Source organism: Phycisphaerales bacterium, from assembly GCA_016699835.1.
Classification (GTDB): Bacteria; Planctomycetota; Phycisphaerae; order Phycisphaerales; family UBA1924.
Window position 1 is genome coordinate 3,265,291 of the sequence record CP064987.1, and the last position, 17,105, is coordinate 3,282,395.

The following is a 17,105-nucleotide window of genomic DNA, read 5'->3' on the forward strand; positions in this document are numbered from 1 at the left end:
ATCAGCATTGCACGGTCTGATCTAACACCCCGCGGCAAAGCGTCCCAGGAAGAAGAGCAGGTCATCGATCGTCACCGCGCCGTCCACGACGCCCGAGTCTTCGGCGTCGCTCTGATCCGCCGCGAGTAACCCCGTGAGGAATGACTCGAGATACTCGGTGAGGTCATCGATCGTCACGGCGCAATCGCCCGTCACATCGGCCCGGCATGGCATCACCCCCGTCGCGCACGAGTCCACCACGCCATCGCCATCGCAATCGCGCCCCAGCCCGCCGCCGCTCGCCGCCGGCTCCAACTTGTAGATCTGCCCGCTGATATACCGCGCGAAGTAGACCTCGCCACGTGCGTCCTGCCCGAAGACCGACGTCCCGTTGATCGAGTTTGTAGCCAGCCCCAGGTTCGCGCTCGACCGGAGCGAGACCAGCGACGCGCGCGCGGCCGCTGTGCCCACGCCATCGAGCGTGTCGCCCGGTCGCAACATCCCGATCCAGTCGTTCGTGAAATCGGCGAAGAGGAAGAGGCCGTGGAACTCGGACATTGCGCACCCGCGATAGACCACACCGCCGATCACTGTGTTTCCGCTGGGTTCCTCGCCGGTCCGCAGATAGTCGAACATCGGCATGCGGAAAGCCGGGTTCTCGCACGGCGGATAGGGTGACATCGGCACGATCGTTCCCTCGCACACCGGCCAGCCGAAGTTCACGGCCGGCGCATCCGGCTCCAGGCGATCGATCTCCTCGCGTTGGAAGTTTCCCACGTCCCCGATCCACACGTTCCCGGTCGTCACATCGCGCGAGCATCGATAGGGATTCCGCAGGCCCAGCGCCCAGATCTCTTCGAGATATCCGTCGGTGTTTCCCACGAGCGGATTCGATGGCGGGATCGAGTAGTTCCGGTTCGCGTCGTCTGGGAACTGATCGTCGTCGGTGTTTCCGGGGATGTTGTCCAATCCATCGACATCGAGGCGCAGCATCTTTCCCGCGTAGTTCGCGGCGTTCTGCGACGGCGCGGTCCCCGGGCCCATCTGGTCCCCGGTCACCATGAGGAGGTAGCCATGTGAATCAAACCCGATCCACCCGCCGGTGTGCTGGGACGCCTGGTCATCGATAAAGAGCACTGTCGTGATGCTCGACGCGTCGGCGACGTTTGTGTCGGTTGCGCTCACCACGCCCGTGATCAGCCGCACCTTCCCTGTCGTCTCCTGCGTCGAGATATAGAACCGTTCATTCGTCGCGAAGTCTGGATGGAACGCCATCCACAAGACGCCGTTCGCCCCGCCGGCGTTGGGGACCGTCAGGAAGGGTTGATCGAGGAACTGTTCGTCGGGCAGTTTCAGGATTCGGATCGGTCCGCGGTTCGACCCCACGAAGAGCCGCGTGGCATCGCCCGGCGCCGACACGATCACCGTCGGGTTCGAGGTCGTCCCGATGAGCCGCGCCCGCATCGCTGTCCCCTGCGCACTGGCCACGCCAGCCAAGCATGTCACACAGGCCAGACCGACAGCCAAAGAGTGCCTTTTCATGGTCCACCCTATACCACGCAACCACGCCCCCTGATCCATCCGAGTCGACCGATGATCGGCCAAATCATGGCGTGACCCGTCACCCAGGCCCGGATCGTCGGGGCATGGCGTTTACACCAGCAAACTGGAGAGATGGGCAACCCCAGGACCCGCTTCAGCCGGGCCTGATTCCCCGATACAGCGCTTGCACCCGGTCCACTTCCTGCTTGCGGACCGTGTCGAGGATCAGTTTCGGGATACGCCACTGCTCCTCCGCCCGCGTCACGTTCGAGCAGTGCTCTGTCACGCAGCGGTACAACAGTTTGAAGGCGTCGCGTGGCTGGTGCATCTGGTCGAGGGTGTCCACCAGATCCTGGCGCGTCACGTCCTCGGCGAAGATGTCCAGCAGGGACGCCGGTCCACCGGCCGCATCTTCCCGGCACGCGTTCAGGCGCGACTCGCAGAGGTCAAAGAGCATCGCCCCCGACCACGTCAGCCGCTCCACGAGGCTCTGCTTGTCCAGGCGAGCCTCCTGGAAGAACGCCGACGACTCGCGGAAGAGCATGTATCGCAGTTCCACCGGGAGGAGCAACTTCACCCCAAGCCCCGGATGCTGCAGGAACTTGTTATTCAGCATCGGCCACACGAGCGCCCGCATCCGGTCCGGATCGCCATTGACAAGCGTCGGCTCGTCCACGCGATCCACGACCACCATCACGCCCGTGTACCCCAGCGGCAGCACGACCCTTCGCAGCATTTCCAGAGCCTGGAAACGCGTCTCGTCAGTGTCCGTCACGGGGAGAGCCATCGCCGGTCGCAGTCGTGGCGAGAGTTGCAGGAGCGACCGCACCAGCGACCGCTGCCCGCGGCCCAGCGTTCGCAACTGCCGACGGATCTTTCGTGCCGTTGAGGCGAGGACGCCCCGATCCCATGCATAGTGCTTCACGAGTAGCACGCCGCACGCCGCGGTGATCCCCGCGAGCACCCACCACGCCCACTCGGGCTTGAACCGCGCCGGCGCGAAGAACAGTCCATAGACCGCCGCCGCCCCCACCGCCGCCAGTCCGAAGAGCGCCACCGCGTTCGTCAGGATCGCGCCCCAAGGCGGTCCGATCCGCAGACGCGACCGCAACTCACGCGTCCGCGAATCCGCCACGGTCGGGCGGTCATACAGCGCCTGCAACAGCAGCAACTCCTGACGTTGGCGAAGCGAGAGTTTCCGCACGGCCTTGCGCGGATCCGCCCCAAGGTCGAAGGCGAGCGAGTCGGCGGGCTTGCCCAGGAGCGCGTCCACCAGACGGACCACCGCGTTGTGCAGGAGCGCGTCGATGTGGTCGACAAGGCGGATCTTCTGGACCGTCTCCAGCGGCGACTTGCTCCCGTGGAACTCGTGCAGCGGACCGAGCACGCCATTGAGATCGTCGTACGAGATCAGGAGCACCTTCTCGTTGGGGTGCTGGGCGTTGTGCTCGTGGACGCGGCGTGTGATCTGCAGGCGGATCGCCGTCTTGCCGCTTCCCTTCTCGCCGAAGACCACTGACGCCGAGGGGCGGCGCAGATCACCCACGATCTTCTCAAAGTCCGAGTGGTGCAACTCGAAGGATCGCGACGTGGGCGTGGCCACGCGCTCGGCGGGCTGGTTGTGGCCCATCCGCGCGAAGACCGCGTCGGTGCGTGCCTCCTCGCCCCGGAAGGGGTTCTCGATCAACCGATGGTGCTGGAGAAACTCGTTCAGCGTCATGCCAGATCTCAGGACTTATCCACACGTCCCATTCCAAAGTTCCCAATGCCCAGTGCCTAATGCCGAGTGCTTCTTGCTAGTGATCCACTTTTCGCCCAAGCCCTGGCGAGATCTTCGCGAGCGCCTTCTCCAGCGTCTTCTGATCCTTCGCCTCGAGATTCAGGCGGAGCAGCGGCTCGGTGTTGCTCTTGCGGATGTTCGCCCACCAGCCGTCCTTCGCGAAACAGTCGATCGTCACGCCATCGAGTTCGTCGATCGTCGCGTGCTTCCCGGCGTACTCCTCTTTGAGCGTCGCCAGCGCCGCGTCCTTGTCCTCGATCTGGAAGTTGATCTCCCCGGACTGCGCATACCGCGCGATCGGCGAGATCAACTGGCTCATCGTCTTGCTGCTCTTCGCGAGGATCGAGAGCGCCACGCACATCGCGATCGCCCCGCTGTCCGCGTTGAAGTTGTCCTTGAAATAGAAGTGCCCCGACAACTCCCCGCCGAAGACGGCCTGGTGCTCCGCCATCGCCCCCTTCAGGAACACATGCCCCACCCGCGCCCGCACCGGAGTCCCCCCGGCCTTGGTCACTTCCTCCGCCACGGCCTTGGTCGAACGAAGGTCATAGACGATCGACGCCCCGGGATTCTTTGAGAGGAAGTGCTTCGCCATCAGCGCCGTCAGGTGATCGCACCCGACCGCCTTGCCCTTCTCATCGATCAGCACGCAGCGGTCGGCGTCGCCATCGAAGCACACGCCCAGATCCGCCTTGTGATGGAGCACCGCCTCCTGCACCTGCTTGAGGTTCGCCGCCACCAGCGGGTTCGGCTCGTGCGCGAAGGTGTTCTTCGTGTTCTCGAAGTTGATCTCGATCACGTTCAGCCCGGGCGCCGCGCCCATCGGCCCCTGCTTCCCGAAGATCTTGGGGAACATCGTCCCCGCCATCCCGTTGCTCGCGTCGACCACGATCTTCAGCGACTTCCCGCTGGGGATGTCGAGGAATGACCGCACGTGCTTCGTGTACGCCGGCCAGAGATCGCGTGACTCCGAGCGACCCGACGGCTTCTGCACCGAGTGCTTGTCCACCATCGCGGCGAACTTCCGCACGTCCGCCAGGCCAGACATCTCCCCCACCGGCTTGGCTTGGCGCTTGGAGATCTTGAACCCGTTGTACTGCGGCGGATTGTGGCTCGCCGTCACCATCACGCCCCCGGCACAATCCAGGTGGTTGATCGCGAAGTAGATCATGCTCGTGTCGCACAGGCCCAGGTCGATCACGTGCCCACCCTGCTCGTTGATCCCCAGGATCAGTTGCTTGGTGAGCGACGGGCTCGACGACCGCATGTCCCGCCCCACGACGATGTTGTGCATCATCGGGCTGGTCTCCCCAGCCGCCGCCGCGTCGGCGATCAGGAACCTCGACACGCCGAACCCGATCTGCCAGGCCATGGTGTCATTGAGAAGATCCGGGTAGGTCCCGCGGATGTCGTACGCCTTGAAGATCCGGCCAAGCATGAAGTCCAGGCTCCTGTCCAGAAGTGGATCGCCGCACACGGAGGCCCGGCCCAAAGCCTGAACAATCCGATACGGGCGAAACGTGAAGGGTAGGGTTCCACACTCCCAAAAAGCCCCCGAACATCATCGCGCTCCGCGACTTTCTGCTCTCCGTGGGGACTCGCCGGAGGGGGCTTTGGGGCAAGGGGCTCGCTGTTCGCCACAGGCTCGACATGCCTCGCCGCCCGGCGAAGGTGCCGAGCGATCGCCCTTCACGCACTACACTCTACTGCGACATCGGTGCGGCCCATCGCCGCCGAGCCATGCGGCCCCGCCCGGTCCACAAGTCGCCACCGTAGCTCAGTGGTAGAGCAGTGCTTTTGTAAAGCACGGGTCGTGGGTTCAAGTCCCTCCGGTGGCTCTTCCTTCACGAACGCGAGAACCACGGCCCACGGTGCGCCGTTTCTGCCGTGCCGCAGACCGAAGGTCGTTGCCCGTTCGGCCCTCCCGGGCTAAACTCGCCTCCCTCGCGTCTCGCTCCCTCAAGGAGAGCACGCCGCGACGGGCGTGTACCGAAGTGGCCAAACGGGGCAGACTGTAAATCTGCTGGCTTACGCCTTCGCTGGTTCGAATCCAGCCGCGCCCATTCACCCTTCCCGACCTCCAAGCCCCCGTCGCAGGCGTTCGGCGCGTTGTCGCGTTCCTCTCCGGCGGCTTGGTCCCACGATCGGCACCCCACTCTCCAGGTTCCTCGCGAGTTCCGAGCGTTTTCGGCGGATTCTCCCCGGATTCTGCTTGATTCTTCCGGATCTTGGTGCAGATTCCTCCTATGACGACCCCCTCCCCCCTATCGATGGGCGTCCGTCCTCGGAGTCGGCCATGCATCCACGAATCCCGAACTCGCCCGCCACGCTGCCCAGACCCCTCGCGCTCCGGCGGGCTATCCACGCCGTGGCCCTCGGTGGGATCGTGCTCACCACGCCCGCCCTCGCCCAGACGCCGAGCCTGCGGTTTATCCAGCCGAGTCCGGGATATAGCCGTCTCTGGCTCGAAGACATCGCCGACGATGGCACCGTCGTGGGGATGAGTTACAACGGTGAGTTCCTCGGCTTGACCGAACCGGTCTTCCGAGAGACGCCCGCGGGCGTGCGAACGGAGTATGGCCATGGGATCTACCCGCGCATCTCCGGCGATGGTCATGTCGTGGCCGTGTATCGATCGGGGCCAAGCCTCCTGCCCATGCTCTTTGATGACGATGGTTCGGTGTACGAAACCCCGACGACGACCTTCTTTGGGGTTCAGTCCAGAGGCCAGATCATCAACCTTGATCATGACGGCAGCGTTGCGGTGATCGGCACCAGCGGCGAACTCGCCCCGGGTGTGCCGACGGAGGGAACGTTCGTCTGGAACCGCGACGACGACACTGTGCGACGAGCACCCTTCCCCATTGAGAGCGCCTGGGAGCGGCACGGCTCGATCAGTTCCGATGGACGGTTCATCACAGGACAGATCGGGCCGTCCCTCTTCGGGCCTGTCTTAGCGTATGTCTGGGATATGACCCAGCCGGCCTTTACACCCATGTCTCTTCCCGATGGATCCCCGCTGATTACAACGGACGCGCCCGTCATCAGTGGCGACGGGCGAACGATCTTCGCCCAATGGACGAGCACGGTGATGATCCACGACGGTGTCTCGACGTACTGGAACCCGGGCGGACCACTTGGAACTCCCACACTCTTGCCGGAGTTCGTCTCCAACGACGCGAGCGTCGCGGTCGGATTCTCAGGCCTGTTTGGCGGATGGATCTGGACGGAAGAGACCGGGGCCATGCTAGTCGTGGATTACATGAGATTTCTGGGAATCGATCTCCCGGCAACAGCACGATCGGGCAGACCATTGCTCTCTGGTGACGGATTGCACATCGCGGGCACGCTGATCGCCGAAGGAAGCGGCGGGAAGTTTATCCTCACGATCCCATCGCCCGGTGTCTGGGTTGTGCCCGTTGCAATCGGTGTTCTTGCAACCCGCCGACACCGACGACAATAATCGTATTCGATCTACTCGTGTCTCACTTTGAAACGGATGGACGTCACTGTCCAATTTCATTGTCACAAAGGAGTGTGTGCATGCGATCACGGACTGTCTCTCTCTCATCGTTATCCATCGCGTCAGTTCTTGCCGGATCCGCGCTCGCCCAGCCCGAGCCCTTCTATCCGCGCGTGAACCTGACCGGCTGGCCCCACCCCGGCGGGTGCAGCGCCAACTACACCGACAGCACCATCTTCAACCCCTTCTGGGCCGACGAGCACCGCATGGGCGTGGTCGTCAAGCCGGGTGCCGGGTGGCATGCGGGGTGCCGCGTTGATGGCGGTCGGCATGGAACGCCGCCCACGCGACGGAGTCTTCTCTGATCGTCCATCGTTCTCGGCCCTGCCCGCGGGCGTGATCGGACCTCACTCTTCCGCGCGCGGGGCGGGCTTGTCCGCGTGATGGGCGGGCGGGCGAACTCTTCCTACGCCCGCCGAAGGTCGTGCGGCGTCCACGGGAACTCCTCCGGAGCCCGCCGGAACTCTTCCGGAGCCCTCGAGAACTCCTGCCGAGCCAGCCGGAACTCTTCCCCGGCCCTCGGAAACTCCTCCGGCGTCCGCCGGAAGACCTCCGGAGCCCGCCGATGTTCCATCGGAGCCCGCCGGAACGCTTCCGGAGCCCGCCGGAATCGTTCCCGTTTTCGATTCGGACGTTGCCGTGTTCTGGGCGGGGCCACGCCGCCATGAAAGAACCGCGGCGGACCCGAACATCGCGCTCCGATCGGGCCCGAGAACGACGCACTCGGCACCTTCCACACTCAACGGGCCTGGGCATGGCTCTCGGACCGTCGAGTGATCCCCCCTCCCCACCCAGCCCCACCCCGCCCCGATCATGGTGCGGGCATCTTGCCCATCGGATCTGTCGTGACGCGGCGTTCGAGGCGTGGGATGTCGCGTGGCCGCTCGTGACGCCGCCGTGGATGGGGCGGTCGCGTTGTCCAACATGGCGGGCGCGATCGCCGCACTCTAGGGGTATCGTGACGGAGCCGGGATCGCGGCGGCTCCTGCACGACCAACGAACAAACCCTGCGATTGCAGGGCTCATCGCATGCTCCAAAGGACTCATGAAAGCAAAGCGGGCGAGGACGATCGAACTCCCGACATTCAGCTTGGGAACGCCCGGGCTACCGGGGCTGCATGACGTTCGATAACCCACATTGGACTGCCCATCTATCCACCAGTGGTTGTGGGTTGGCATCGCTTTCTGCGGACCGGCGTGTACACTTGGAATGCCATGGCAGCGGGCCGTGGCGGGTCAAGAGGCGGGCGGAAGCCCGAGGAGAGAGAAAATGACTGCCAAGATGATTCTGCGCGTGGGCGCTTCCTGCGTCGCCGGCTGTGGACTGTGCGTTTGTGCCGACGCGTCGATAACGTCGTTCACGCCGACTTCAACCGCGAGCGCCAGCCACAACAGCGGCCTGTACGCGACGAGTCAGTCGGCCCCCTTGTTCGTCTGGGATGCTCCCTACACAACAAGTAGTACCCCCTTTGGCTTCTGGGAAACGCGAGGCCGCCTGACCACCACACTCCCGATCAGCACCTCCACGCAGGTGCGCATGGAGGGAAACTACTTTGGGTTCGCGGGCATCACGACCACGCAAAACGTCGGCGGCTTCGCCGGAAGCGGCGTTCAGACGTCTGGGCAGCTCGTCTTCACCGTCGATACAGCCAGCGTGGTCACGCTCTCCTCGTTCAACACCGTGACCTCGGCAAGTGGATTCGGCGAGATCACGGCCTTCGGCGAGACGTTGGGCAAGCTCCGCTTCGAAGGGGTTGACTACATCTCCAACGCCGCGGACGCGAGCTTCACATTCAACGTGGGGCCCGGGACCTACACCGCGGAGTTCTTGACCAACACCGCCGCCGTAGTGTACACGGCCCCGAACTCGCAGTGGTTCTCTGAGCAAACTCAGACGTTCCGCATCGATGTTGTCTCACCTGTCCCCGCGCCGGGCGCGGCGGCACTGTTGGGCATTGGTGGGCTGATGGCCGTCCGTCGCCGCCGCTGATTCTCCTCTGAGCACGAGCCTGCTTCGCACCACTTTTTGCTGCAAGCGTCATCCACGACCCTGGCACTCAACACGCCGGGGTCGCTTTGCGTTGGCGAATCGGCAGCCTCTTCCCCACCACACCTTGCACACCCGCTTGTACCTGCGCTTGCACACGCGAGCGTCCGTCCAGGTCATTTCCTGTCATCGTCTGGCTGTTGGTCCCGATCCTGCCGTCCCCGCCAGCGTCGGAAGAACTCGCGGAATCTGCGGGCCAACTTGAAAGTGGGTCAACAAAAAGCCGCCGGTGTCATCGTGTGACATCGGCGGCCCTATATCGATCCAGAAAGCGGGCGAGGAGGATCGAACTCCCGACATTCAAGCTTGGGAACACCGGGGCTTGGTCTCGAACGCTTCGCGATTCTAGCCGATTCCGACGCGCCCCGCGACCGCTTGCACACGCGCTTGCACAAGGCCGCGCAAGATGGGGATTCTCGCTTCCGCGCCTTCCCCGCCACGTTCGCCCACGGGCGGCCCGGCCCGGCGCTGGTCCCGATCCCCGAGCCACGCCATGCGGCCGCACGTCGGGCCAACGTGGCGCGACGTGGGCGTCTACGCGTCTACGCATACAGAATCCGCGACGATGCCGTCGTTGGCGGGGTTTCTGTAGACGTAGACGCCCCACCGCCGCGTAGGTACTCCGCCGGGGGCGGACCGGTCTCGAAAGGCCTACGGGAACAGCCGCGCGGGGAGACAGAGTTTGTTTCGGTCTGGTGTGGGTACCAAGAACTCTCAGACGATGCCTTTCCCTCTTTCTGGTGCCATGCCCGAATAGACTCAAAGAATGGGCTGGCGATGGCGAAAAACCATCGGACGTGGACCGTTCCGCTGGACGCTGTCCCGGCGGGGCGTCGGCTGGAGTTTCGGTGTACCCGGACTCCGGTACGGGCACTCTCCGTCAGGACAGCCCTACGTTTCGGTCGGAATCCCAGGAACGGGACTGTATTGGATAAAGTACTTCAACGGTCGCGGTTCGGCATCCCGCCAGGGAGGGCGGTTTGGAAAAGGAAACCCAATGAACCAAGAGCCCTATTCCGGATTCAAAGTCACTGAACAGGAGTTTGCGGACAATCCAGATCCGCGTGTACCGTGCGTGCTGCTCTTGGACACTTCGGCTTCCATGTCCGGTGAGCCGATCGCAGAACTCAACGTGGGGCTACAGCAATACCGTGACGAACTCCTGATGGACAACCTTGCGTCACGACGCGTGGAGGTCGCGATCTTCCGGTTCGGCGGTGACGTGGGGCTAGAGCGAGACTTCGTCACTGCTCGCCAGTTCGACCCCCCAGCACTACAGGCGAATGGTCACACCCCGATGGCAGAAGCCATCATGCGGGGTATCAAACACCTTGAGGAACGGAAGGCGACGTACCAGTCGAACGGCGTCGCCTACTACCGGCCTTGGATATTCCTTATCACCGACGGAGAACCAACGGACGGCGACGATGCATGGCGGGTGGCTTGCGAGGCCGTCCGTCTTGGGGAACAACAGAAGAAGTTCACATTCTTCGCGGTGGGAACTGGTGCAGCCAACTACGACAAGTTGCGGCAGTTGTCCCCGACTCGCCAACCGCTTCGACTCAAAGGCATCGCCTTCCGCGAGATGTTCCGGTGGCTCTCAAACTCGCAGACACGAGTCTCGCAGTCGCAAGTCGGCACCCACATCGCGCTCCCGCCGGCAACTGGCGATGGCGGATGGGCCGATGTCCCAACCTGAATCATGCGACCGTGGCGTGTAGCACAGGCAGCCGCACTGGGCACCAGCCACCTTGCCGACTCAGTCCCGTGCCAGGACTCGCACCTGGTGGACTTCGTGGTCGCAGGTGAGCGGGCGAAGTGGCTACTCGTCGCCGTGGCTGATGGCGCGGGCTCGGCTTCGCTGTCCCACTTGGGCTCGCGCTTAGCCTGCACGACGGCGATCCTGCATCTGAAATCGAATGCCGACGCCCTCGCCAATGTCGAGACGGCGAAGGAGTGCGTCCGGCGGTGCTTCGCCTCCGCTGTCCGCGAAGTCGAGGATCTCGCCGAGCGCGAAGGGGCTTCCGTGCGGGAGTTTGCGACAACGCTGCAAGTTGCTGCCATTGGGGATCGGCATTCCGTCTTCGGACAAGTGGGAGATGGCGCTATCGTCTGGGGAGAGCCGGGCGAACTTCGCGTGGCGCATTGGCCCGACCAAGCGGCGCTCAACCTGACGGACTTCATCACCAGTGCCCCGCTTTCGGAAACGCTGCACATTGCCATCGCGCCTTCCACGATTCGCCGCGTCGCGTGCATGACCGATGGGCTTGCTCCGTTGCTACTCGACTTTCGCACGAAGGGCCCTCATGGTCCGGCGTTCGAACGGCTGTTCGCCACATGCACAGCCGCGCCCGACCCGTCGGACCTATCGGAGGACCTCGAAAAGTTCCTGGACTCACCACAGGTAAACCACCGCACAGATGACGACAAGACGCTCGTGCTCGCCGTGCGCGACGAGGAGGATGCTGCGTGACTCTGGCTCGCCTGAGCAGCGGGCAGGAACTCTCCCTTGGCCGCAAGCTCGCGGAGGGCGGCGAGGGGAGAATTCACGAACTCAACGGCACTGGCGATCGCCTTGTAAAGTTGTACCACAAGCCCGTGGACGACCTTCGGCACCGCAAGTTGGTCGCGATGGCGCAGATTCGCACTGCTGCGCTCGAAGCAGTCGCCGCCTGGCCGATCGACGTCGCATATGACGCACATGAGGACTGCATCGGCTTTGTGATGCCTCGCATCAGCGGCCCGGGCATCATCGACAAACTCTCGCACCCCGCAGAGCAGCGCATCGCGTTCCCAACGATCGACTACGGGTTCCTTGTACATGTGGCGATGAACCTGATGCGTGCAGCTTCGACCTTGCATGCTTCCGGCTGCGTAATCGGAGACGTCAACGAGAGCAACGTCTATATCCTTAACGATGGCACGGTGCGGTTCATCGACGTTGACTCCTTCCAGGTGCAGCATAAAGGCGACGTTTTCCCGTGCAACGTCGGCACCCCGATCTATACCCCACCTGAGTTGCAGGGCGCGACCTTCCGCGACGTGACGCGTACCCCCATCCACGACACCTTTGGGCTCTCGGTGCTTGTCTTCCAGCTTCTTGTGCAAGGCTGTCACCCCTTCGCAGGCGTACCTCGCGACGGCCGAGGGCGCACGATCGAGGAAGCGATTCGTGAAGGTCTATACGCCCACTCGGTTCACCGGCGGGACCGAGTGTCGCCACCACCCGATCGCCTTCCGTTGTCAGCGCTCGGCGAACTGGCCGACTTGTTCGAGCGATCATTCTTGGGATGCCAACGCCCGACGGCGGCAGAGTGGATGAATGCGCTCGACCGTACTCGCAGTAGACTCCGCCGTTGTGCAAAAAACCCTCGGCACAGCTTCGTGCATGATTGCGGCGCGTGCCCGCTTTGCCGACTGCCCCGCGACCCGTTCCCGCACTACGGTGAAGACGAGACAAACCCGATCGATCTGGGCGGACTCTCGATCGGCGACTTGATTCGCCAGGCCGGGCAACTACCCACGCTTCGGCCCCTTTCAGAGCGGTGCGGCGAGCCCGACATTCTCGCTTATGAGCGCTCAGTACCAACGACCCCGCCGAGTCTGCCAACGGCTGTATCGCCCATTCCGCAGTCCAAGCGGGACTCGGGCATCGGTACAGCGGGCGGGTGGTCCCTCTTCATTGGGTTCGTACTGCTCTTCATCTTCCCGCCTGCCGGCATCGGTGGCATCATTCTCGGAGTGATACTGCTCGCCGTAGCGAGCTCGCAAGCGAACGCAGAAGCGAGGGTCCGTGCCGAGGCACTTGCCCGAGCCGAAGCCGAACTCAAGGCTCGGCAGGACGCGGCCAAACAGGCATACGAACCGCTTCGCCAGGCCGCCCTGTTGGCGATTGAGAAGTTGGGGCCGATTGAGGCGCGGGCGCGGGAAGTAGATCGTTCAGCGAGCGCAGCGCTGCAGCCGATGGCGAAGGCGGCCGCGGAGGCGCGCGAGTGGTTGTCGAGCGCTGACCATCGGCTGCAGGCCGAACTTCGGAGCGCTGACGATGCATACCGAAAGCAACGGCTCACCGAGTACCTAGAACGGCAGATCATCGCCCATGCCTCCATCCCAGACATTGGGACGTCGCGGAAAGCTGTGCTCGCGTCATTTGGTGTTGAAACCGCCGCGGACGTAGAGCGGTATGCGATCCAGCGCATCGCCGGCTTCGGACCACACCTGACTGATCGCCTGTTGTCGTGGCGGCGCGGATGCGAGCAGAAGTTCTCCCCTCGTGGCGAGGTGAAGGCGCCTCCCGACTGGTTGCACCGCATCCGCCAGCAGCACAACGCCGCAGTGGCAACCAACGCCACCCGACTTCGAGGTGTACTTGCGGAGTATCGTGGTGTTCACTCGTCCTACGACAGACAACTTGCCACAGCCGCAGTTGAGTTGGACCGGGCTCGCCGCGAAGCGCGAGCTGCCCTGCACGCTGTCAAAACCGCATAATTCATCACAACTGCGTCGGAACCCGTTCGTATCCTTGTTGGACATTGACATCAGTGAGACTGCAGCATGTGGATTGTCGCCGTCATCATCATCGCAGTCGTCCTGTGGTTAGCCCTGCGCACCACCGGCAACAAGCGGAAGACGGCGAAGAAGAGTAGCTCGACCCCCTCGTCATATGTAACTCCGCGGCCGCTCGCCGATGTTCGTGCAGTCCCGCCACCGTCGCACCCGCGCTCCCTGCCCGAAACCGCCAACATGCAGTGGCACGGGAAGGGCACAACGCTTGATGTGGCTGGGATTCGGTTGCGGGATCCCCATGTCTATGCGTCCGCCGGCAGGCGGGGCAGCTACGACTGGGCAACCGACCCGTCAGAGATTCTCCTGAATGCCGATGTTCGGCGTCCGCGCGGCGTCGTGCCAGAGATGGGGTATTGGCCGTGGTACTCCCGCATCGAGCCCGAACACCGGTTCCTCTACCTCGATTGGCTCGCGAGCGGCAAGACGGCCCTCCCACCGGCCGAGGGTCTGCTGTTCCTCTATTACTATGGCATCGAACGGCGACTGCTTGTAGACCAGCAGGACAAGGAATGGGCGCTCAGGGAGATCGTTCGGCTGCGAAAGCTCGATGAGCCAAGAAAAGGCACCCGCGACGGCCGGTCGTTCAGGCTTTATTCGTCTGCTCTGCTGTGGTTCGAAGTAGCGCGGGCACCCGAACTCTTCAACGAGCGGGCCTTCGGAACCGTGTGCGATCTCACAGAGGCATGGAACGAGGCGATGATGCCCGCGCCGCTTTCCTGGCTCGCGCGGCACGACCGCCCGCTATCCGGTGATCTCGCGCTGCGGGTCGCCCGACTCAACCCCAGGTCGGTCCAAAGCGTTGTGACCAAGCGCGTGAGCGAGCAATTTGGCGATCTGTTCCGAAAGCGATACACCGAGAAGTTCGGGGCAGGGCTTGATCTAAGGGTATCAAAGCGCCCGCGCCGTCACACCTACCGTCCCGCCAGCGGCGGACTCGAGGAGGTTGCATGCACGATCGGCGATCCGACTGGGGTTCCGAGCCAGTTTGAACCTCTGGCCGACCTGTGGAATCAGTGTGTAGAGGACCTGCGCGGCCTGTCGCGGGTCGCCGCGGGCGTTGATGGCACGCTGACCGTGCAGGCATGGGAGGCAATGCCGATCGAACTCCGAGAGGGCGTGGACCATCCGCTGGCTCACGCCATTCAGAGCGTCGTTGCGAATGCTCGTCAGAGCGACATCAAAGATCATCAACACGCGACGCTCGTCTCGGCCGGTGCGCTTGGAGCGGCGATCGGGATCGAGCAGCGACCGAAACTGACTGCCTCGCAGAGTCGCCGCGTGGCGGACACCATTCAACATGCCGGATTTGCGATCGAACCGGACACGCGAATGACCGCTCGTGCCTACGCGTGGGATGATCGCGTCGCGGTGTTCCTGCCGAGCGATGCCACGCATTCCGATCGTTCACGGTACCTCGGCGCGGCGTGCTTCCTGCAACTCGGGCTGACCATTGCGGAGGCTGACGGCGTTGTCGATCCTGAGGAGTTGCGACGCTTGTCCGAGAACATTGATGCCGTGTTTCAACTCCCCGCCAGCGAGATGCAGCGTCTTAACGCCTTGCGCGCCGTCCTTCTGTCGTCCGGTGCCGACCTGGGCGCGGTGTCCAAGCGCCTTGAGACACTGCTCTCGCCAGATGCGCGTCGGCAGGCGGGCCGACTGCTGGTCGCAATCGCGGCGGCGAGCGGCAACATCGATCGCAAGGAGCTCACAGCGCTTCGTAAGTGCTTCCGAGCACTGGCTCTTCCCCCAGAACAGCTCGATGAGACCGTCGCCCAGATCCTGCCGCGGGCGGGCACCGACTTCGTCACGGTTGCTGCCGGCCAGTCCGGCGCGGGCGGGGAACCAATCCCGCCTCAACACGCGCTCCGACTGAATCGAGAAGCGATCAGCGCCATATTGGCCGAAACGCGCGAGGTCGCGACCCTCTTGGCCACGGCGATGAGCGAGGAATCGGAGAATGAGCAACCCGCGTCCGAGGTCACGGCCGTCGTTGTCACCGCTGAGCGAGTTTCCGCTGAGCCCATGGCGTCCCCCGCTGGTGCCGCCGCGGATTCTGGCTTGCCAGCCAGGTACGCTCCCTTCCTGTCTGCCCTGCGGGTCCGGCCCAGGTGGAATCGAGAAGAAGCTGTCGCGTTGGCTCGCGAGCACCGCGTGATGCTGGACGGCGCGATTGAGGCAATCAACGAGTGGGCCCTTGAATCCGGCGGGACTCCCTTGGTCGATGAAGTCGATGGCGTGCTGCTCGTCGACCTCGCGCCACGATAAACTACGCCATGTCCATCCCGATTCGCGAGAAAGAACGGTCTGCAATTCTGAGTTCCCTCGGGGCGGGGGTCGTGCCGTCAATCGGCCTTCAGCACGTCCAGGTCGGACGGAAGGCCGAGGTGAACGCGCTGCTCTCGGATCTACAGCGCGTGGAAGGTGGCGGCGCGGCGGTCCGCTTTGTCATCGGCCGATTCGGAGCGGGCAAGAGCTTTTTCATCAACCTGATTCAGACCGTGGCGCTCGAGCGTCGGCATGTCGTTGTTCGTGCCGACATCACGACCGACAGACGGCTCAACGGTTCGGGAGGCGTCGCCCGCGCGCTCTATGCCGAACTGATGAAGAACATGGCGACTCGCTCAAAGCCCGAGGGCGGCGCGATGGGGAGTCTTGTCGAGCGGTGGGTCTCGGAGGTGGCCCACGAAGTGACGGGCCGCGGTGGCACGGACGACGAAGTCCATCGCACCATCGCCGATCGCCTGAAACCACTCCAAGAACTTGTCAGCGGGTACGACTTTGCCGCCGTGCTGTCGGCCTATTACCGTGGCTTCTCAGAGCACAAGCCAGAGTTGCAAACTGCGGCGATCCGTTGGTTGCGTGCCGAATACTCAACCAAGACAGAGGCCCGTCAAGATCTGGGCGTCCGCTCGATCATTGATGACGACTCCTTTTACGACTATCTGAAGCTCATGGCGGCCTTTGTGCGCATCGCTGGCTACAAGGGCCTGCTTGTCTGCCTGGACGAACTCGTCGTGCTTTCGCATCGCCTCAACAACCGGCAGGCGAGAGATCGCAACTACGAATCCATCTTGCGCATTCTCAACGATTGCCTGCAGGGCGGCGTCGAGGGGCTCGCCGTCATCTTCGCCGCCACCGATGACTGCATGACAGACAAGCGTCGAGGCCTGTTCAGTTACGAGGCCTTGGCAACACGGCTCGCGGCCAACCGCTTTGCGAGTGAGCAGCTGGTAGACCTCTCTGGCCCGGTCATCCGCCTCGCCAATCTGACGCCCGAGGACTGTTTCGTGCTTCTCCACAACATTCGGCGAGTCTTTTCACGCGGCCAGAACGAGGAGACCCTCTTGCCCGAGGACGGCATCGTCGCCTATCTCGAGAGCTGTCAGAATCGCATGGGGGCGGCCTACTTCCAGACCCCCCGAGAGACGATCAAGGACTTCGTCGGTCTATTGAACGTGCTCGAACAAAACCCTGGCACCAACTGGCGGCAGTTGGTTGCGGCAATCAGCACGACTGCTCCCCAAACCCCAGACACTGACGCGGTACCCGATGAGGTGGCGGCTCCGGTGACGGCCGCGCCCCCATCAGCGCCGGAAACAGGCAAGGCCCCGTCAACTCGGGCGGCACTGGACGATGACCTGACGTCCTTCCGGATGTAGAGAATGGAT

General features: G+C 63.5%; 11 protein-coding genes and 2 tRNA genes. 10 read left to right on the top strand and 3 right to left on the bottom strand.

Annotated features, from left to right (window positions below; genetic code table 11):
* Positions 1-21: 21 nt before the first annotated feature.
* The 3 genes from IPK69_13530 to IPK69_13540 all read right to left on the bottom strand — a co-directional run bounded on the left by IPK69_13530 (position 22) and on the right by IPK69_13540 (position 4,739).
* Positions 22-1,467 carry a PQQ-dependent sugar dehydrogenase gene (locus tag IPK69_13530; protein ID QQS08976.1) on the bottom strand — a complete coding sequence of 482 codons (1,446 nt, stop codon included), beginning with the start codon at positions 1,465-1,467 and terminating at the stop codon, positions 22-24.
* A gap of 208 nt (positions 1,468-1,675) precedes the next feature.
* On the bottom strand, positions 1,676-3,241 hold the full coding sequence (locus tag IPK69_13535) for a hypothetical protein (GenBank protein ID QQS08977.1): 1,566 nt from the start codon (positions 3,239-3,241) through the stop codon (positions 1,676-1,678).
* 76 nt (positions 3,242-3,317) lie between these two features.
* Positions 3,318-4,739: a phosphomannomutase/phosphoglucomutase gene (locus IPK69_13540; protein QQS08978.1), complete on the bottom strand. Its 1,422-nt coding sequence runs from the start codon at positions 4,737-4,739 to the stop codon at positions 3,318-3,320.
* 328 nt (positions 4,740-5,067) lie between these two features.
* Here IPK69_13540 and IPK69_13545 point away from each other — a divergent pair.
* From IPK69_13545 to IPK69_13590, 10 genes are all read left to right on the top strand, one after another.
* Positions 5,068-5,139 (top strand) — tRNA-Thr (locus tag IPK69_13545).
* 142 nt (positions 5,140-5,281) lie between these two features.
* Positions 5,282-5,364, top strand: a tRNA-Tyr gene (locus IPK69_13550).
* Positions 5,365-5,597: 233 nt separating this feature from the next.
* Positions 5,598-6,764 carry a hypothetical protein gene (locus IPK69_13555; protein QQS08979.1) on the top strand — a complete coding sequence of 389 codons (1,167 nt, stop codon included), beginning with the start codon at positions 5,598-5,600 and terminating at the stop codon, positions 6,762-6,764.
* Between the two features lie 80 nt (positions 6,765-6,844).
* Entirely contained in the window at positions 6,845-7,129 is a 285-nt protein-coding gene (locus tag IPK69_13560; GenBank protein QQS08980.1) for a hypothetical protein, read from the top strand.
* A 965-nt stretch (positions 7,130-8,094) separates the two neighbouring features.
* Positions 8,095-8,814 (top strand): hypothetical protein, encoded by a 720-nt coding sequence (locus IPK69_13565; protein ID QQS08981.1) that lies wholly within the window; start codon positions 8,095-8,097, stop codon positions 8,812-8,814.
* Positions 8,815-9,637: 823 nt separating this feature from the next.
* Positions 9,638-10,570, top strand: coding sequence for a DUF4236 domain-containing protein (locus tag IPK69_13570; protein ID QQS08982.1), 933 nt, complete (start codon positions 9,638-9,640; stop codon positions 10,568-10,570).
* A gap of 3 nt (positions 10,571-10,573) precedes the next feature.
* A complete protein-coding gene (locus IPK69_13575) occupies positions 10,574-11,344 on the top strand; it encodes a protein phosphatase 2C domain-containing protein (GenBank protein QQS08983.1) in 771 nt (256 codons plus the stop codon).
* On the top strand, positions 11,341-13,359 hold the full coding sequence (locus IPK69_13580; protein ID QQS08984.1) for a hypothetical protein: 2,019 nt from the start codon (positions 11,341-11,343) through the stop codon (positions 13,357-13,359). The genes IPK69_13575 and IPK69_13580 overlap by 4 nt, the downstream gene beginning before the upstream one ends.
* 66 nt (positions 13,360-13,425) lie before the next feature.
* On the top strand, positions 13,426-15,702 hold the full coding sequence (locus IPK69_13585; protein QQS08985.1) for a TerB N-terminal domain-containing protein: 2,277 nt from the start codon (positions 13,426-13,428) through the stop codon (positions 15,700-15,702).
* A gap of 8 nt (positions 15,703-15,710) precedes the next feature.
* Positions 15,711-17,096: an ATP-binding protein gene (locus IPK69_13590; protein ID QQS08986.1), complete on the top strand. Its 1,386-nt coding sequence runs from the start codon at positions 15,711-15,713 to the stop codon at positions 17,094-17,096.
* The last annotated feature ends 9 nt before the right edge of the window (positions 17,097-17,105 follow it).